We start from the raw sequence: 17556 nt of genomic DNA, 5'->3' as shown, positions 1-17556 counted from the left end.
GGTGTTCTACCTTGTGAACCGATATGAATAATAAACCCAGCGATCGCGCTGGGTTTTTTGTGTTGTCGGAATCAGATACGCGCACGTTCGAACAGCCGACGCGCGGCTGGCGTTAACCCTGTCATATGAATGCAGGCGTGCACCATGCCCGGCAGCCGTTCGCAGCGTACTGGTACCCCCGCCTCATCAAGCCGCCGCGCATACACTTCAGCCTCATCGCGCAGGGGATCGTATTCACAGCTCAGGATGGTTGCTGGCGGTAACCCCCTCAGCGAGGCCATATGCAGCGGTTCGGCATAGGGATGACGACGTTCTCCCAGATAGTTTTCCCAGCAAAACGCCATCGCATCACGCGTTAAAAAATAACCTTCAGCAAATTCACAATAGCTTTCGGTTGACATCTCGCGACTTAACGCCGGGTAGAGCAGCAACTGATGCTCTATATGAGGTCCGCCGCGATCCCGGGCCAGCAGCGTTGCCGCGGCAGCAAGATTCCCGCCTGCGCTGTCACCGGCCACCGCCAGACGGGTCGCATCTATCCCCAGAGCCACGGCCTGTTCACTGGCCCAGCACAGTGCCTGATAAACATCTTCTAACGGCCTTGGGAAGGGGAACTCCGGCGCCAGACGGTAATCCACGGAGAGTATTTTCCGGCCAGTAGCATTAGCCAGTGCCTGACAGGGCCGATCGTACAGCGACAGCGACCCCAGACACCATCCGCCGCCGTGAGCAAACAGCATTGCAGGCTGCGCGATATCTACGTTTGAGGCAGCAGGCGTATACGCGCGAAGACCAATAGCGTAACCATCATCAGCGATAACAACGTAATGTTGAATGCCGCCACCTGCTTCCTCCTCACCCTGTAGCCGCAACAAACCCACGTCGGTGGCGGCACGCAGGTCGGCTAGTGATGCCGGCTGTGTCGCGCCCGATGATGCAGCCAGAAAGTCAGCAATGTGTTTATCAAGCGGCACGATCGGTGTCCTCTGAGAGAAAGGGTACAATCAGCCCAATAAACGCCTCATAGCACTCTTCGGTAATAAAATGCCCGCAGTCTGCCACCGTCTCGCCCCGTAGATCCAGGGCATTACCCTGCAGGGTCGTCAGCGGCGCATCGCGCGTCGCATGTTCCGCTCCCACCGTCAGTACCGGCATGGTTAAAGGCGTTTGCGCGCGGAGTTGGTTTTGCCTGATGGTTTCCGGGATCGCACGATAATAGTCAAAGCCTGCACGCAGTCCTCCCGGTGTCGAATAGGCGTCGATATACACCTGAGCAGCCACCCGCTCGCGGCGATGTGCCCAGCGGTCGAAAATAAAGCTGAGATAGTGTGATTCACGCCCGCAGGTCAGGGTTTCGGGTAAATCCGCCAGCTGATTAAACATGAAGTGCCAAAGAAAAATGTTCTCTTCCGGTGCGACGAAAATCGGCGGCGGAGGAGCGAGGCCTGGGATAACCGCTTCGGTCAGCACAAGACGCTCCACTGCATCAGGAAAATCGCTTGCCATGGCGTAACCAACCCACATGCCAATATCGTGGCCCACTATGCGGTACCGTGAATGCCCCAGTTGCGCCATCAGTGTATGCAGGATGGCGCCAACGCGTCCGGTGTCATAGCCGTCGCGCGGTTTATCGGAATCCCCGATGCCGGGTGGATCAACCGCTATCGCCTGAAACCCCGCCTGCGCCAGCGCCTGCATGATGTAGCGCCACGTATACCAGGTTTGAGGCCAGCCAGGTATCAGCAGGACCGGATGACCTTTGCCCGCTACGACGCAATGAATACGTTGTCCATCCACTTTCGTATAGACATGTTCTGCCCTGAGATCCTGGTTCAGGATCCCATCATATTGTTGTTCCATAAGAATTCCCTGTGAGGTGACGGTTTAGCGAATGCCGAGTAATGCGTTGATTTGCTGAGCATTGACCGGCGCACCGGCGAAGTCATCGAAGACTTTATCGGTGATGTGAATAATGTGGTCGCGGATGAACGCAGCGCCTTCACGTGCGCCGTCGAGCGGGTTTTTCAGGCAGCACTCCCATTCCAGGGTTGCCCAGCCAGCATAATCATATTGTGCAAATTTCGAGAAGATCGCTTTGAAATCAACCTGGCCGTCACCTAATGAACGAAAGCGCCCCGCGCGATCGATCCATGACTGATAGCCGCCATAAATTCCCTGACGCCCGGTGGGATTAAATTCTGCGTCCTTAACATGGAACATGTTGATGACATCCTTATAAATATCAATAAATTCCAGGTAATTCAGCTGCTGTAGCACCATATGGCTGGGATCAAAGAGTATCCGGCAGCGAGGATGCTCCCCCACGCGCTGATGAAACATTTCAAACGTCACCCCGTCGTGCAGATCTTCGCTCGGGTGAATTTCGAAACAGAGATTTATGCCCTGCTCATCACAGGCGTTAAGCACCGGAAGCCAGCGTTTGGCCAACTCGTCAAATGCGGTTTCGATTAACCCCTCCGGACGCTGCGGGAACGGGAAAAGATAAGGCCATGCCAGCGAGCCTGAGAATGTCCCCAGATCGCTGAGGCCAAGCCGGGCGGAAGCCTTCACCGCCATCAGCAGCTGTTGCCGTGCCCACTCGCCGCGTGCTTGCGGGTTGCCGTGTATTTCCGGCGGCGCGAAGCTGTCGCACAGGCTGTCATACGCCGGATGGACCGCCATTAGCTGGCCAAAGATATGGCTGGTCAGCTCACTCACGACCAGGCCATGTTCCGCCAGCATGCCGGTAAGATCGTCACAATAGGTCTGGCTTTCCGCCGCCGTCGAAACGTCAAACAGCCGACGGTCCCAGGCCGGGATTTGTAATGCCTTAAAACCGGTTTCCGCGGCCCACCGGGCTATTGTCGGTAAACTGTCAAACGGGGCAACCTCGTCACTGAACTGTGCGAGATGAAGAGAGGGTCCTTTGAGGGTTTTCATCATAAACTCCTATTGTTTGTCGATTGACAAACAATAGGAGTAAAATCCGTTAACCGCAAGCAAAACTTATAAATCCATTGGTAATCCCAACGAATTAAGCGATCCTGTTTGCAGTGAACAGAAGACAAACCGGAGCAACAAAATGGCAGGAAGACCGCGCCAGTTCGATCGCGACCAGGCGCTTATCAAAGCGCGTAACCTGTTCTGGCGACAAGGGTATGAAGGGACCTCAATGTCAGATTTGGTGGCTGAGCTGGGCATCGCTTCGGCGCGCATTTACAAGGCTTTCGGTTCAAAAGAACAGCTCTTTCGGGAAGCAATTGCTCATTATGAAAACGAAGAAGGCAGCTTCGCGGATCGCGCATTAACCACCGAGGGTGATGTACGGCAGGCAATCAAAACGCTGCTGAGTGATGCCATTACGCTTTATAGCCAACCAGGCAAGCCGCATGGGTGCATGGTGGTTGCTACAGCCGCTAGCGTCAGTGCGGAAAATGACGGCATCAAATCTTGGCTGGCTGAGCATCGCCTGCAGCGCACGCAGCAGATCATTGACCGGCTGCGGCTGGCGGTGCAAAACGGTGAATTGCCCGAAACGACCGATCCTGACAGTCTGGGAGACTTTTTTGCCGCCTTTTTACATGGCTTATCCGTTCAGGCTCGGGACGGCGTGCCGTCATCACGATTGCTGGCGTCCGCTGAGCAGGCGATGAGCATCCTGCCGCCCAAAGAGTGAGATCCAACAGACGAAAAAGCAGAAAGGCCGCACGGAGCGGCCTTAGCAGAAGGCTCACGCCGTCAGGCGGAACTTCTGCACCGAGCGTTGAAGCTCTTCGGTCTGGCGTTCCAGCGCCGCGGCTGCCGCGGAAACCTCTTCGACCAGCGAGGCGTTCTGCTGGGTGACGCCGTCCATCTGCGTAATGGCAATCCCGACCTGCGAAATGCCCTTACTTTGCTCCTCAGAAGCCGACGCGATTTGCTTCATAATGGTCGTCACCTCCGTCACGTCGCGCAAAATCGCATCCATGGTGGTGCCGGTGTCGCTCACCAGCTGCGCACCCTGCTCGACGCGGGTCACGGAATCAGTAATCAGACCCTCAATTTCTTTTGCCGCATTGGCGCTTCGGCTTGCCAGGTTGCGGACTTCACCCGCCACTACGGCGAACCCACGCCCCTGCTCGCCCGCGCGCGCCGCTTCTACGGCCGCATTGAGCGCCAGAATATTGGTCTGGAAGGCAATGCTGTTGATGACGTTGGTGATTTCAGCAATTTTCTTCGAGCTTTCCGAAATACCGCTCATGGTGGTGACCACCTCTTCCACCAGCGAGCCGCCGCGGCTGGCGGTGGTTGAGGCCACATCGGCAAGCTGGCTGGCCTGACGCGCGCTTTCGGCGTTCAGCTTCACGGTAGCGGTCAGCTGTTCCATGCTGGCCGCCGTCTCTTCCAGCGCGGCAGCCTGCTCTTCGGTACGGGAAGAGAGATCGTTGTTGCCGCTGGAGATCTCCGTCGCGCCGCGCCAGATATTCTCACTGCCGGAGCGAATGGTGCTGACCGCTTCACGCAGGCTGTCCTGCATGGCGCTCAGCAGCGGCACCAGCTGTCCCACGCAGTTGCGGCCGAAAGGCGCAATGGGCTGGCTGAGATCGCCCTGGGCAATCTGGCGAAACTGCTGGCGAATGCGCTCCAGCGGTTTGACCAGCATCGCCACCAGGTAGCGGTCGGTAAAGAGCAGGATCAGCAGGCCGATAATGGTGGCGACGATAATAACCGTGCGGGTCATGCTGGTCAGGCCGTCGACCACCATGCGGGTGCTGTCGAGCGTCTTCGCGGCGGCATTATTGAACTTCTCGGCGGCGGCACCGAACGCACGGCTTAGCGGCGGCGTAACGTTGTTGGCCTGCTGGCGGTAGCCGTCCAGGGTCGCCTGCTTCGCCTGCTCCATTTGCGGCGTCACGCCCTGTTCAAGCAGCGCCTGCCAGGCACCGATCACCTGCGCAGAGACCTGCTCATCCATTGGGCCAGGCGAGATCGCCTTCATTTCGGCCAGTTTCTTACCCATGTTGTCCAGCGCCTGTTGGGCAGAGGACAAATCCGGCGTGCCGCCAGCGGCTTTGACCTCCATGGCGCGGCTCAGACGGGTCACAAAGCGGAAATACTGATCGTTGCCCTGGCTGAGCACCATCATCTGTTTGACCAGCTGGCGATCGACTTCATTGCCGTCTGATACCCGTGACAGGGACCAGGTGCTGTACAGCCCGACGCCCGCCCACATTAAACAAAAAATCCCGAGGATCGTCAGCATGACGAAACGGATCGTGAAATTACGGAGCATATTCATAAGTCTTCCTTGCCGTGAGGGTGAATTCGCCCAGAGGCGAGTCTTACCCTCGTTATCGGCAGAAACTGGCGAAATTATAATATTTCGCGAGTAATTTTATAAAAATCTTCACTACCCTGCCGATCGCCGGAAAAGGATAATCGCTGCGGGGAAAATCCGCCTGCACAATACGTGTTTTAATATTTCAGCAGCCCTCGAAATGTAAAACAGACAAACAGTTAATTAACCTCATAACCCTAAAGGGTTAATACCCCGGTGAATAAGAAGGTCAAAGAACCGCACGACCGGTCAAGAAACCCTTTAATTTGTATGCAAATCATTCAAAAACATTTAGATCATGAATTAATTCAAATTTATTAATTAGGTTTAATTATTTAACCGTCAACTATTGCGCGGTATATATCTTTAGATTTCATTACATCCTTAGCCGCTAAGAAAGTTCTTATTTTAAGTAAATTAAATTAAAAAGAGCCGGACAATTTTCGACTCATCCAGAGAACTTAAAAATGCGCAAATTAATGAATCGTACGTTGCTTTCGCAATGTGTATTAGTGGCTTTTACGTCATTGGGTGCCCAGGCTGCCGTCACTCCCGCTACGCCCTGCCAGCCCGGCGTGACGTCGCAGACCTGTGGCTTATCGAAATATAAAGATAATAGTTTCTATCAGGATCCCGGCGTGACGGATGCCGTTATGGCCGACGCCACCGCAAATAATATCTTTATGGATGGAAGCCGTGAATCAGGGGATACCCAGTCATTGACCGTTTCCGGTACCGACATGTCCGGCCATTATATCCAGGGCAGCAACGGGGGGACGGCTAATATTACGATAAATAACGGCGCCACCGTCGATATGATCGAAGTGGGCAATACCGGTGCAACCACCAATACGACGGTGACCATCGATGGCGCCACGCTGAATGGTGAAAATGACGCCGGAAGCTACGAAGGTAAAAAAGCCTATATGATGGGTTCAGCCATTTACCTCGACCCGATGGATAAAGGCTACCACACCGTGAACGTTGAGAACGGCAGCGTACTGCACGGCAGTATTCTCAGCGCGGGGGCCGGTGCGCAAAATATTGCTATCAGCGACAGCACGATGGATAAAGGCGGTATCTACGCGGGTAGCGATAAATCTGATACCACTATTACGCTGACGAACTCTTTCGTGGATGCCTCGCAGAGCGAAATCGCGCAGAACATCGACACGCTGGCGGTAAAACTGAGCGAATACAAGCCCTTCAGCGACATCAACCTCGATGCCTTTGGCGATGTCGCCATCGCGATGTACGGAACGAAGGCCGATTCGCTGGCGCTGAATAACAGCACGATCACCGGAGACATCGGGGCCATTAACGAAAACGGCACCACCAGTATCTCACTGACAAATAACAGCGTTGTAAATGGTAATATAACCATCGAGGGTAATTCCGCAAATTCCGTTCTGGTGGATAACAGCACCGTGAATGGCGAGATAAATACCAGCCAGAATACGGGCAGCAGCACCATCACGCTGCAGAACAATGCGACCATCAACGGTGATATTACAACGGGTGCGGGTGATGATACGGTCGTGCTGACCAATGATTCACATGTTAATGGCAATGTTAACGGGGGTGACGGCAGCGATACCCTGTCAATGGATGCGGGCAGTTCCATATCCGGACAAATAAGCCAGTTTGAAACGGTCAATACCACCAGCGATAACAGCATTGCCATTGATAAAATTAACGACGCAACCAGCTGGAGTTTGCAAAACGGTTCAACCCTGATTGCCACCACCACCGGCAGCAATGCACTGGTTACCATGAGCACCGACAGCTATGTGAATTTCGGAAATATTACCGGCGCCAATAACACCGTGATTGTGAATAGCATCACTCCGTCGGCACAAAATCAGCGTAACGTTATTCTGGGTACGTTCACCACCTCAGGCAGCAGCGCACCAGAAAATTATGCCGCAGCAAGTTTTACCAACGGCCAACAGACTGTTGAGAACCGTAGCGGAGCCTATAATTACGACAATAGCCTGAATATTGTTGCTGCCGACAGCGCGCCACAGACGATGCTGGCAGCTGATAACAGCCAAAGCTGGAATATTGAATTTAATAGCCAAAAAGGCAATCTCGCGAGCGACGTTCAGGGGCTGGTTGCAGGTCTGGATGCCGCGGAACAAGCCGGTCATCAGGTGGCTGATGACATTAGCAACCACATGAACCAGGTGCATCTGGCGAACCTGCAGGGAGAACAGCAGGACGGCGCGCAGGTGTGGGGTGATTTCCTCTATCAGAATGGTAATTTCAGCAACGACGTCGACTATAAAAGCATCACTCAGGGGGCGCAGGGCGGCGTAGACTGGACGGCGCATATGGACAACGGCGACAGCGTGACCGGCGGTATAGCGCTGGCGTGGACGCGCAGCCGCGTGCAGGACACCAGCGATGGTGCGGATAGCTTCAAAGACAGCGTTTACGGTAACTACTACAGCCTGTATGGCGGCTGGCAGCAGGCACTGAACGGCCGCAACTGGGGTCTCTTTGCTGACGGTAGCTTCAGCTACGGCGATATGCGTTACTCGCTGTCTGCCAACAACGTGACGGGCGATACCAGCGGCATGACGGAGGCGCTACACGGCTCCACCGATGGCAGCCTGTATATGGTTCAAGCCCGTACCGGCGTCAATGTCCTGCTGCCGGGCGAAACGCTGCTGCAGCCTTACGCGACGTTAGGCTGGGATCAGACCAAAGCAAACGGCTTCTCGGATAGCGCGGTGACGTTTGCCGACAGCCAGGTCTCTTCCTGGAACGGTGGCGCGGGCGTGAGGCTCACCACCACCCTTCGCGATTTGAACAAGAACGTGAAGGTGATGCCGTGGATCGACGCGCGCTTCCAGAAAGAGTTCAGCGATAACACCGACATTCAGGCGGCGGATTATCACAACACCTCTGGTCACAACAACACAATGGGCATCTTTGGAGCAGGCATCAACGCCACCATCGCCCATAACTTTACCCTGAACACCGGGGTGTATGTCGGTACCGGTGATGTGGATAACGGTGCCAGTGTGCAGGCGGGGATGAGCTACAGCTTCTGATTGTCGTCTGGTTGCCCGGTGACGCTACGTTTACCGGGCAGGTCGGGGCTCAACGTCTGACGTATCCCGGGGAAAAGTGCCGGCAGCGCGTTCTGCCATCGCATCTCTCCGGGATTTATGTTTTGATAAGGACAGAATGAAAACGCCGTTTCAAAAATTCATCGATAAGAAAAGGAGACATCATGTCCTGGTACCCTGACGCTACCCGCTACGAGAATATGCAGTACCGCTACTGTGGCAAGAGCGGCCTGCGCCTGCCCGCGCTGTCGCTGGGCCTGTGGCATAGCTTCGGCCACGTTCAGCCCCATGACTCCCAGCGCGCGCTGCTGCGTAAAGCCTTCGACCTCGGTATTACCCATTTCGATCTTGCCAACAACTACGGCCCGCCTGCGGGAAGTGCGGAAGAGAACTTTGGCCGCCTGCTGCGTGAGGACTTTGCCCGGTATCGCGACGAGCTGATTATCTCCACTAAAGCCGGTTACGACATGTGGCCAGGCCCGTACGGTTCAGGCGGCTCACGCAAGTATCTGCTCGCCAGTCTCGACCAGAGCCTGAAACGTATGGGCGTCGAATACGTGGATATTTTCTATTCCCACCGCGTGGATGAAAATACGCCAATGGAAGAGACGGCCTCCGCGCTGGCTCATGCTGTTCAGAGTGGGAAAGCACTGTACGTGGGCATTTCGTCCTACTCTACCGAGCGCACACAAAAAATGGCCGCGCTGCTGCACGAGTGGAAGATCCCGCTGCTGATCCACCAGCCGTCCTATAACCTGCTTAACCGCTGGGTCGATAAGACCGGCTTGCTGGATACGCTGGAAGCAAACGGCACGGGGTGTATTGCCTTTACCCCGCTGGCGCAGGGTCTGCTGACCGGAAAATACCTGAACGGTATTCCGGAAGGTTCTCGTATGCAGCGCGAGGGGAACAAAGTGCGCGGCCTGACGCAGAAAATGCTGACGGAAGCTAACCTGAATAGTCTTCGTCTGCTTAATGAGATGGCGCAGGCGCGCGGGCAGACAATGGCGCAGATGGCGCTGAGCTGGCTGCTGAAAGATGCTCGCGTGACGTCAGTGCTGATTGGCGCGAGCCGCCCGGAACAGCTGGAGGAGAACGTTCAGGCGCTGGGTAATCTGCGCTTTACGGAAGATGAACTGACGCGGATTGACCAGCACGTGGCGGACGGGGAACTGAATTTGTGGCAGGCGTCGTCGGATAAATAGTGTGGTTCGATGCTTTCTCCCCTCACCCTAACCCTCTCCCCGGGAGAGGGTTAGGGTGAGGGGAGAAATGTGTACCTTATTTCTTACTGATCTTATCCAGATACCCCATCACAAACGCCGACAGCACAAACGTCAGGTGGATAATCACATACCACATCAGCTTATTATCCGGGACGTTTTTCGCGTCCATAAACACGCGTAACAGGTGGATAGAGGAGATTGCCACTATAGATGCCGCAACTTTATTCTTCAGCGACGAGGCGTCCATTTTCCCCAGCCAGCTGAGCTTTTCTTTATGCTCGGCGATATCAAGCTGAGAGACGAAGTTCTCATAACCGGAGAACATCACCATCACCAGTAAGCCGCCCACCAGCGTCATATCCACCAGCGACAGCAGAACCAGAATTAAATCAGCTTCCGCCACGGAGAAAATGTTAGGCAATACGTGGAAAATCTCCTGGAAGAACTTGATCGTCAGGGCGACCAGAGCCAGGGAAAGACCGAAATAGACGGGGGCGAGCAGCCAGCGAGAGGCATACATTGCGTTTTCAAAGAAGCGTTCCATAAAATCCTGTCTGCAAACGAAACCAGCGCTCAGTATATCTCAACGGCGCTGACTGTTTGCAAGAACTAACCAGTACGCCACTCAGACGTCGTCCGGGTTAACCTCAGGACGCGCATACTCCGGCCAGACCAGCACCACCAGCTCCGGGTAGGCTTCCAGGCTAAACTCGCGAAAACACTGGCGAAGGTTTAATACGTCCAGGTCTGAATACGAGACCTTCTCACCGTTAAGACAGCGCTTTTTGATGTTGTCGTAATATTTATAAACCGCTGAATTCAGATCGCTACAGCGACGCTGGGCCTCAAACAGACCGGGCGTGTCATTAATTTCCGACATTTTCATGCGCTTAATTGTCGCGTGTAAGAAGTCGATATATTCATGATTCACCCGCCAGTACCAGACAGGCGTAACGGAGTTCATCAAAACAGAGAAATGATCTTCTCCTTCCTCTTTTGTCATCAGTTCAGGTTGTGGCGGTTCACTGGTGTCTTTCGACACTTTCGTTTTATTGAACTCCTGCATCAATAAAAGCACACCAGCGGTCAGTAATAGTAATGTGATGACCGTAAAAAAGATGCTGTTCATGGGTTGGCTCCATTTTTTTTGATTTTAAAATTGCCTCATGATATTGTCAACGAATCTCACGCCTTTACCAACCTCACCCTGTTGAAATTAAAGGAAATTAAAAATGCTGCCCGACTATCTCGTCCCGGCTAAGTACCACATTACGCCTGTGGAACAGCAACCGACGGAAGAAGAAAAAAAGGCCAGTTTCACTCAGGGGAAAAGAAAGCTCTCTGATTTCGAGCCTGATATATTAATTGGCGTTTCTCACACTGGCAAATCCCGTAATATGCTGCTGGAAGAGCACGATCGCCATATAAAAGACCGCTTATTTCGCGCTATAAAAATTGAAGCCTTCGTCCACCTGCTGAATGACCTGCAGGCAGAAGGCGAAATAGATGCCCAGAAACTAAGTCAAATAATGGCTGAAAAAACGAAGGAAATAAATGAGGCCGGCAATGAAATTTGGCTTAATCTAATTACGCGAGAAAAAAACAACCCTATTTTTTATACCCTGGGGGAAGATTAACGTGAAAGAAGTTAAAGACAATAACGTTTATTTGACTTTAGATGATAAAAAAAGTGATGAATTTATCTTAAAGCAAAATATCGAGGCGCTAAGAAATGCAAAAAATGCCGAGATGACGCGTATTACACAAGATCTGGTATCGATCCCGGCAACGCTGGTGCGTCTGAAATGGCAGAATCGCCGCGAGATTTATCCGTTACAGGTCAAAGAAGAAATTTACGGCGCCGTGATGAACGCCATCATCGAACAGCTTCCAGAACTGAAAGAGAAACTGCTGGGACGTCTTGAGGCCAACTACCAGTATCTGCTTGCCAGAGAAGTCGCCACCCTGCGCCTGACGCGCAAACTGTCAGCCGGCGAGTACCGTACGTCAAATGTCACCTGCGTTGCGCTCGATGAGGACGCGCTGACAACCCCCTCTACCGCACCGACGGACAACAAAAACGCATAAACCAACAGGCATAAAAAAAGCCGGCTTTCGCCAGCTTCTTTATCACTTCGAGGCCGCTTTCTCTTCCCCGACCAGCCCAATCTTCAGATAACCCGCCTGATGCAGCGTGTCCATTACCTTCATCATGGTTTCGTAGTCGACGGTTTTGTCCGCCCGGAAGAAGACGGTGGTGTCCTTCTTGCCGCCGGTCAGCTGGTCCAGCGCCGGAATAACGGAGGCATCCGTCACAGGGTCGTTCCCCAGGAACATGGATTTATCCGCTTTCACCGACAAATAAATTGGTTTTTCCGGACGCGGCTGCGGCTGGCTGGAGGAGGCAGGCAGATTCACCTTCACGTCGACCGTCGCCAGGGGTGCTGCCACCATGAAGATAATCAGCAGCACCAGCATGACGTCGATAAACGGCGTCACGTTGATTTCGTGCATTTCGCCGTTATCGTCCAGATTTTCGTTTAGACGCATTGCCATACAATCAACCTACGCGCAGTTTAGACGCCGCATGCACCGGCTTCACGGCGCTGGCGTTCAGGTCGAGATCGCGGCTTTGCAGCAGCAGAACCTGAGCGGCAACGTCGCCGAGCGTGGCTTTGTAGTTGCCGATCATACGCGCGAAAATGTTGTAGATAACCACCGCCGGAATTGCTGCAACCAGACCGATTGCCGTCGCCAGCAGCGCTTCCGCGATCCCCGGGGCAACTACCGCCAGGTTGGTGGTTTGGGTCTGAGCAATACCGATAAAGCTGTTCATGATGCCCCAGACCGTACCGAAAAGACCGATGAACGGTGAAATCGCGCCGATGGTCGCCAGATACCCATTGCCGCGTCCCATGTGTCGGCCAACGGCCGCAACGCGACGCTCCAGACGGAAGCCGGTACGCTCTTTAATGCCTTCGTTATCTTCACTGCCGGCGGAGAGTTCCAGCTCGTTCTGAGCTTCATTCACTAACAGGGTGGTCAGGCTTTTCGGGTGGAAGGATGAGGTCATCTCAGAAGCCTGATCCAGAGAGCGGGCTTCTGCCAGCTGCTGCTGTTCCCGCTTGAGGCGACGCTTCTGCGAAAGCAGCTCGGCGCTTTTGCTGAAGAAGATAGCCCAGGTGACAACGGACGCCAGAATCAGGCCGATCATCACAATCTTAACCACGATGTCAGCATGATGATACATGCCCCAAACGGAGAGATCCGTCTGCATCAAATTATTACCCACTCTGTATCTCCAGGACGCAAATCACAAAATCTGAACGTAATAATATCAAAAAGCCGTCGAATTGATAGTCGTTCTCATTAGTATTTACATGGTGCCGTAATTTTCGCTCAGTTTCCTTGCGCTTACGCAGTAAAAATTTCTTATGCGCTTTTTTGCTACTATTTTCTGCTTATTCGATAAGCATGCGGGTGCAGTTTTTTACAATCGTGGTAGTCTGGACGTCCAGACGTATAAAAACAGGGTTAGCGAACATGACAACGAAGCATCTTGATACCACGCTGGTGCAGGCAGGACGCAGCAAAAAATATACTCAGGGATCGGTCAACAGCGTGATTCAACGCGCCTCCTCGCTGGTGTTTGACACCGTTGAGGAGAAAAAAATCGCCACGCGCAACCGCGCAAAAGGCGGGCTGTTTTATGGCCGTCGCGGCACGCTAACCCACTTTTCTCTGCAGGAAGCGATGTGCGAGCTGGAAGGCGGCGCAGGCTGCGCGCTGTTCCCGTGCGGTGCGGCGGCGGTCGCCAACACCATTCTTGCGTTTGTGGAACAGGGCGACCATATCCTGATGACCAACACCGCCTATGAACCCAGCCAGGATTTCTGCACAAAAATTCTCAGCAAGCTCGGCGTGACCACCAGCTGGTTTGACCCGCTGATTGGTGAAGGCATTGCTGAACTTATCCAGCCAAACACGCGCATTGTGTTCCTGGAATCTCCCGGCTCCATCACCATGGAAGTGCACGACGTTCCGGCTATCGTGAAGGCCGTGCGCAGCAAAGCGCCAGAGGCGATTATCATGATCGACAACACCTGGGCGGCAGGCGTGCTGTTTAAGGCGCTGGAATTCGATATTGATATCTCGATTCAGGCGGCAACGAAATACCTGATTGGACACTCTGACGGGATGATTGGCACCGCGGTTTCCAACGCGCGCTGCTGGGACCAGCTGCGGGAAAATGCCTACCTGATGGGCCAGATGGTGGATGCAGACACGGCATACATGACCAGCCGGGGCATTCGTACGCTCGGCGTGCGTCTGCGTCAGCATCATGAAAGTAGCCTGAAAATCGCTGAATGGCTGGCGCAGCATCCGCAGGTTGAGCGCGTGAACCATCCAGCTCTTCCAGGTAGTAAAGGCCATGAATTCTGGCAACGTGACTTTACGGGCAGCAGCGGTTTGTTCTCGTTTGTGCTGAAAAAACGGCTGAGTAATGACGAGCTGGCAAGCTATCTGGATAATTTTACCCTCTTCAGCATGGCCTACTCCTGGGGCGGTTTTGAATCCCTGATCCTGCCGAATCAGCCGGAGCAGATCGCGGCCCTGCGCCCCGGCGGAGAAGTGCACTTCAGCGGCACCCTCATTAGATTGCATATCGGTTTAGAAAATGTGGACGATTTAATTGCGGATTTATCTGCAGGCTTTGAACGTATCGTGTAGAGTGCGGGCTGAAAATGTACTCCCCGGACGCTTTTGTGAACACTGCAAGCAGAAAAGTCTGCATGAGTTGCGCCTGCGATCAATCCCGACAGGTGAAATTGGGAGTACAATAGCGTTATCTCTGCTGTTCCACAGGAAAGTCCATGGCTGTTATTCAAGATATTATCGCGGCGCTCTGGCAACATGATTTTGCCGCCCTGGCGGATCCCCACGTTGTAGGCGTCGTCTATTTCGTGATGTTCGCGACGCTGTTTCTGGAAAATGGATTACTGCCAGCCTCGTTTTTACCCGGTGACAGTTTGCTTTTGCTTGCCGGGGCGTTGATCGGCAAAGGCGTCATGGACTTTACGCCAACGATGGTTATCCTTACCTCCGCCGCGAGCCTGGGCTGCTGGCTGAGCTATCTGCAGGGCCGCTGGCTGGGGAACACGCGCGTGGTGAAGGGCTGGCTGGCGCAGTTACCGCATAAATATCACCAGCGTGCGACCTGTATGTTTGACCGCCACGGCCTGCTGGCGCTGCTCGTCGGGCGTTTCCTGGCGTTTGTGCGCACCCTTCTGCCCACCATGGCGGGTATTTCCGGGCTGTCTAACCGCCGCTTCCAGTTCTTCAACTGGCTGAGCGCCCTGCTGTGGGTTGGCGTGGTCACCACCCTCGGCTACGCGCTGAACATGATCCCCTTTGTGAAGCACCATGAAGATCAGGTGATGACCTTCCTGATGATCCTGCCGATATTCCTGCTGGTTGCTGGGCTGGTGGGTACCATTGCGGTGGTGATTAAGAAAAAGTATTGCAGTGCATAAACAAAAGCCGGGTGGCGCTACCGCTTACCCGGCCTACGTTTCCCCTCAGGCGCCCTGCATCGTTCTTATACGTGACGCATCTTCTCCCGGCGTGACGCCGAAATAGCGCTTAAACTCCCGACTGAACTGCGACGCACTTTCGTAGCCGACGCGCATGGCCGCCGCGCTGGCCTTCATGCCGTCGTGGATCATCAGCATCCGCGCCTTGTGCAAACGGTAGGTTTTAAGGTACTGCAGCGGCGAGGTGCTGGTCACCGACTTAAAGTTGTGGTGAAACGCCGAAACGCTCATGTTCGCTTCCGCCGCCAGCTGGTCAACGCTGAGGTTCTCCGTGTACTGGCTTTCAATACGCTTGAGCACGCGGCTGATCAGGCTGAAGTGGGTCTGTCGGCTCACCAGCGCGAGTAACGCCCCGCCGCCCGGCCCCAGCAGCACGTGATAAAGAATTTCGCGGATAATCTGCTTGCCGAGAATACGCGCGTCCAGCGGCCTTTCCATGACGTCCAGCAGGCGCTCAATGGCGCAGAGGATCTCTTCCGACAGCGTCGCCGAGTTAATCCCGCTGGAGGCCATCGACGGCTGGAAAAGCTCGTCTTCGCCAATCTCCATCAGCAGCTCCTGCAGTTGAAGAATATCGACGTTGACGCGAATACCCGCCAGCGGGACCGCTTCTGTCGCGAAGGTTTCACATTCGAAGGGTAAAGGTACCGTCAGGAGCAGATATTCATTGGTGTCGTAGCGGAACACCCGCTCGTTGATATAGCCAATCTTATGGCCTGAAAAGAGAAAAACGATGCCCGGCTGGTACATCACCGGCGTGCGCGTCCCGGGCTGCGTGCCGTAGAGCAGGCGAATGTCCGGCAGCAGGTCGCCAACATTATTTTCTTTATTTATCAGCATTTTAATCTGCGAGGTAAGCTGAAGGCAGATCGCTTCACGGTTCATTTTACGTTACTCCGGGTACGGTTTCCGACCCTCACAGTCTGCGCATTTTTACGAAGTTTCTCCAGCGCTCTGTAGAAATGGGCAAGACATCGGCAGGAATGTGCATTGAGAGCCTGGCCCCGGACGGCCACAATGAGCAGCATCAGGTAGCCATCAGCGCCACCGCGGTTTTTCACCCACTAAAGGGAACGAGCAATGAACAACTTTAATCTTCACACCCCAACCCGCATTCTGTTTGGTAAAGACGCTATCGCCGACCTGCGCGCGCAGATCCCTGCTGACGCCCGCGTGCTGATCACCTACGGTGGCGGCAGCGTGAAAAAAACCGGCGTGCTGGATCAAGTTTACAGCGCTCTGGACGGACTGGACGTGCGTGAGTTCGGCGGCATTGAGCCAAACCCGTCTTACGAAACGCTGATGAACGCGGTGAAAATCGCCCGCGAAGAAAACATCACCTTCCTGCTGGCGGTCGGCGGCGGCTCCGTGCTGGACGGCACTAAATTCATCGCGGCGGCAGCGCACTACGCTGATGGCATCGATCCGTGGCACATCCTGGAAACCCGCGGCAGCGACATTAAAAGCGCTATCCCGATGGGATCCGTATTGACCCTGCCAGCGACGGGTTCTGAATCCAACAAGGGCGCGGTGATCTCCCGCAAAACCACCGGCGACAAGCAGGCCTTTATGAACGAACACGTTCAGCCTGTCTTTGCCATTCTGGATCCGGTTTACACCTATACCCTGCCCGCTCGTCAGGTGGCGAACGGCGTGGTCGACGCCTTTGTACACACCGTCGAGCAGTACGTGACCTACCCTGTTAATGCCAAAATTCAGGATCGCTTCGCGGAAGGCATTCTGCTCACGCTGATTGAAGACGGCCCGAAAGCGCTGAAAGAGCCGGAAAACTACGACGTGCGTGCCAACGTCATGTGGGCCGCGACGCAGGCGCTGAACGGCCTGATCGGCGCTGGCGTGCCGCAGGACTGGGCAACCCATATGCTGGGCCACGAGCTGACGGCGATGCACGGTCTGGATCATGCCCAGACGCTGGCGGTCGTTCTGCCTGCCCTGTGGAATGAAAAACGGGATACCAAGCGTGCCAAGCTGCTGCAGTACGCCGAGCGCGTATGGAACATCACCGAGGGTTCTGAAGACGCGCGTATCGATGCCGCCATTGCAGCGACCCGTAACTTCTTTGAAAGCCTGGGCGTACCAACACGTCTGTCCGGCTACGGCCTGGACGGCAGTTCCATCCCAGCCCTGCTGGCAAAACTTGAAGAGCACGGCATGACCCAACTGGGCGAGCACGGCGACATTACGCTGGACGTCAGCCGTCGAATCTACGAAGCGGCACGCTAAGCGTTTTTGGCATCCTGACTTTCGTTTTTTGACATTTCGTCCAGACTTAATGCACACCCCATCGCCGGAGTCCCCCTCCGGCGATGCGCACCTGAAGG

At 54.5% G+C, this 17556-nt stretch carries 17 protein-coding genes; 8 read left to right on the top strand and 9 right to left on the bottom strand.

Features of this window, described 5'->3' with window-relative positions:
* Positions 1–71: 71 nt before the first annotated feature.
* From APT89_RS09385 to APT89_RS09375, 3 genes are read right to left on the bottom strand one after another with little or no spacing between them, the layout of a single operon-like run.
* Entirely contained in the window at positions 72–974 is a 903-nt protein-coding gene (locus APT89_RS09385) for an alpha/beta hydrolase (RefSeq protein WP_060572158.1), read from the bottom strand.
* Complete coding sequence (locus APT89_RS09380; RefSeq protein WP_060572156.1) at positions 964–1860, bottom strand: alpha/beta fold hydrolase; 897 nt, start codon at positions 1858–1860, stop codon at positions 964–966. The genes APT89_RS09385 and APT89_RS09380 overlap by 11 nt, the downstream gene beginning before the upstream one ends.
* A 24-nt stretch (positions 1861–1884) precedes the next feature.
* Positions 1885–2940, bottom strand: a complete 1056-nt coding sequence (locus tag APT89_RS09375) for a sugar phosphate isomerase/epimerase family protein (RefSeq protein WP_060572154.1) — start codon at positions 2938–2940, stop codon at positions 1885–1887.
* Positions 2941–3082: 142 nt separating this feature from the next.
* Here APT89_RS09375 and APT89_RS09370 point away from each other — a divergent pair, with 142 nt between their 5' ends.
* Positions 3083–3676, top strand: coding sequence for a TetR/AcrR family transcriptional regulator (locus APT89_RS09370; protein WP_060572152.1), 594 nt, complete (start codon positions 3083–3085; stop codon positions 3674–3676).
* A 54-nt stretch (positions 3677–3730) separates the two neighbouring features.
* Here the strand turns inward: APT89_RS09370 and APT89_RS09365 are convergent, their stop codons facing one another.
* On the bottom strand, positions 3731–5278 hold the full coding sequence (locus tag APT89_RS09365; RefSeq protein WP_045260793.1) for a methyl-accepting chemotaxis protein: 1548 nt from the start codon (positions 5276–5278) through the stop codon (positions 3731–3733).
* A gap of 677 nt (positions 5279–5955) precedes the next feature.
* On the opposite strand from APT89_RS09365, the gene APT89_RS09360 reads away from it, so the two are divergent.
* Entirely contained in the window at positions 5956–8376 is a 2421-nt protein-coding gene (locus tag APT89_RS09360; protein WP_239689083.1) for an autotransporter outer membrane beta-barrel domain-containing protein, read from the top strand.
* Between the two features lie 182 nt (positions 8377–8558).
* Positions 8559–9599, top strand: a complete 1041-nt coding sequence (locus APT89_RS09355; RefSeq protein ID WP_060572148.1) for an aldo/keto reductase — start codon at positions 8559–8561, stop codon at positions 9597–9599.
* Positions 9600–9675: 76 nt separating this feature from the next.
* Here APT89_RS09355 and APT89_RS09350 read toward each other — a convergent pair whose 3' ends face one another.
* Positions 9676–10164: a TIGR00645 family protein gene (locus APT89_RS09350; RefSeq protein WP_003862473.1), complete on the bottom strand. Its 489-nt coding sequence runs from the start codon at positions 10162–10164 to the stop codon at positions 9676–9678.
* A gap of 81 nt (positions 10165–10245) precedes the next feature.
* Positions 10246–10749, bottom strand: coding sequence for an ESA_00282 family adhesion-associated protein (locus tag APT89_RS09345; RefSeq protein ID WP_041908140.1), 504 nt, complete (start codon positions 10747–10749; stop codon positions 10246–10248).
* Positions 10750–10852: 103 nt separating this feature from the next.
* Here APT89_RS09345 and APT89_RS09340 point away from each other — a divergent pair, with 103 nt between their 5' ends.
* Positions 10853–11257 carry a hypothetical protein gene (locus tag APT89_RS09340; protein WP_041908138.1) on the top strand — a complete coding sequence of 135 codons (405 nt, stop codon included), beginning with the start codon at positions 10853–10855 and terminating at the stop codon, positions 11255–11257.
* A gap of 1 nt (position 11258) precedes the next feature.
* A complete protein-coding gene (locus APT89_RS09335; protein WP_041908137.1) occupies positions 11259–11708 on the top strand; it encodes a hypothetical protein in 450 nt (149 codons plus the stop codon).
* Between the two features lie 42 nt (positions 11709–11750).
* Here APT89_RS09335 and exbD read toward each other — a convergent pair whose 3' ends face one another.
* Both exbD and exbB read right to left on the bottom strand, forming a co-directional pair.
* Positions 11751–12176 carry a TonB system transport protein ExbD gene (exbD, locus tag APT89_RS09330; protein WP_032643392.1) on the bottom strand — a complete coding sequence of 142 codons (426 nt, stop codon included), beginning with the start codon at positions 12174–12176 and terminating at the stop codon, positions 11751–11753.
* Between the two features lie 4 nt (positions 12177–12180).
* Positions 12181–12912 carry a tol-pal system-associated acyl-CoA thioesterase gene (exbB, locus tag APT89_RS09325; RefSeq protein ID WP_028014417.1) on the bottom strand — a complete coding sequence of 244 codons (732 nt, stop codon included), beginning with the start codon at positions 12910–12912 and terminating at the stop codon, positions 12181–12183.
* Positions 12913–13163: 251 nt separating this feature from the next.
* Here exbB and metC point away from each other — a divergent pair, with 251 nt between their 5' ends.
* Entirely contained in the window at positions 13164–14351 is a 1188-nt protein-coding gene (gene metC, locus APT89_RS09320) for a cystathionine beta-lyase (RefSeq protein WP_060572145.1), read from the top strand.
* A 143-nt stretch (positions 14352–14494) separates the two neighbouring features.
* Positions 14495–15154 carry a DedA family general envelope maintenance protein YghB gene (gene yghB, locus APT89_RS09315; RefSeq protein ID WP_060572143.1) on the top strand — a complete coding sequence of 220 codons (660 nt, stop codon included), beginning with the start codon at positions 14495–14497 and terminating at the stop codon, positions 15152–15154.
* Between the two features lie 45 nt (positions 15155–15199).
* Here yghB and APT89_RS09310 read toward each other — a convergent pair whose 3' ends face one another.
* The gene (locus APT89_RS09310) at positions 15200–16099 is read right to left on the bottom strand and encodes an AraC family transcriptional regulator (protein WP_060572141.1); all 900 of its coding nucleotides are present in this window, start codon (positions 16097–16099) and stop codon (positions 15200–15202) included.
* A 195-nt stretch (positions 16100–16294) separates the two neighbouring features.
* On the opposite strand from APT89_RS09310, the gene yqhD reads away from it, so the two are divergent.
* Positions 16295–17458, top strand: a complete 1164-nt coding sequence (yqhD, locus tag APT89_RS09305; RefSeq protein ID WP_060572139.1) for an alcohol dehydrogenase — start codon at positions 16295–16297, stop codon at positions 17456–17458.
* Positions 17459–17556: the final 98 nt, after the last annotated feature.

The organism is Enterobacter sp. 50588862 (genome assembly GCF_001462935.1).
In the GTDB taxonomy this organism is placed as follows: Bacteria; Pseudomonadota; Gammaproteobacteria; order Enterobacterales; family Enterobacteriaceae; genus Enterobacter; species Enterobacter bugandensis.
The sequence above is the reverse complement of the archived record's forward strand: the minus strand, read 5'-3'. Positions and strand labels throughout refer to the sequence as shown.

Excerpts from the sequence above, each read along its gene's own strand:
- APT89_RS09380 (WP_060572156.1), bottom strand. The coding sequence starts at position 1,860 with ATGGAACAACAATATGATGGGATCCTGAACCAGGATCTCAGGGCAGAA.
- APT89_RS09375 (WP_060572154.1), bottom strand. The coding sequence starts at position 2,940 with ATGAAAACCCTCAAAGGACCCTCTCTTCATCTCGCACAGTTCAGTGAC.
- APT89_RS09370 (WP_060572152.1), top strand. The coding sequence starts at position 3,083 with ATGGCAGGAAGACCGCGCCAGTTCGATCGCGACCAGGCGCTTATCAAA.
- APT89_RS09365 (WP_045260793.1), bottom strand. The coding sequence starts at position 5,278 with ATGAATATGCTCCGTAATTTCACGATCCGTTTCGTCATGCTGACGATC.
- APT89_RS09355 (WP_060572148.1), top strand. The coding sequence starts at position 8,559 with ATGTCCTGGTACCCTGACGCTACCCGCTACGAGAATATGCAGTACCGC.
- APT89_RS09350 (WP_003862473.1), bottom strand. The coding sequence starts at position 10,164 with ATGGAACGCTTCTTTGAAAACGCAATGTATGCCTCTCGCTGGCTGCTC.
- APT89_RS09345 (WP_041908140.1), bottom strand. The coding sequence starts at position 10,749 with ATGAACAGCATCTTTTTTACGGTCATCACATTACTATTACTGACCGCT.
- APT89_RS09340 (WP_041908138.1), top strand. The coding sequence starts at position 10,853 with ATGCTGCCCGACTATCTCGTCCCGGCTAAGTACCACATTACGCCTGTG.
- exbD (WP_032643392.1), bottom strand. The coding sequence starts at position 12,176 with ATGGCAATGCGTCTAAACGAAAATCTGGACGATAACGGCGAAATGCAC.
- metC (WP_060572145.1), top strand. The coding sequence starts at position 13,164 with ATGACAACGAAGCATCTTGATACCACGCTGGTGCAGGCAGGACGCAGC.
- yghB (WP_060572143.1), top strand. The coding sequence starts at position 14,495 with ATGGCTGTTATTCAAGATATTATCGCGGCGCTCTGGCAACATGATTTT.
- APT89_RS09310 (WP_060572141.1), bottom strand. The coding sequence starts at position 16,099 with ATGAACCGTGAAGCGATCTGCCTTCAGCTTACCTCGCAGATTAAAATG.
- yqhD (WP_060572139.1), top strand. The coding sequence starts at position 16,295 with ATGAACAACTTTAATCTTCACACCCCAACCCGCATTCTGTTTGGTAAA.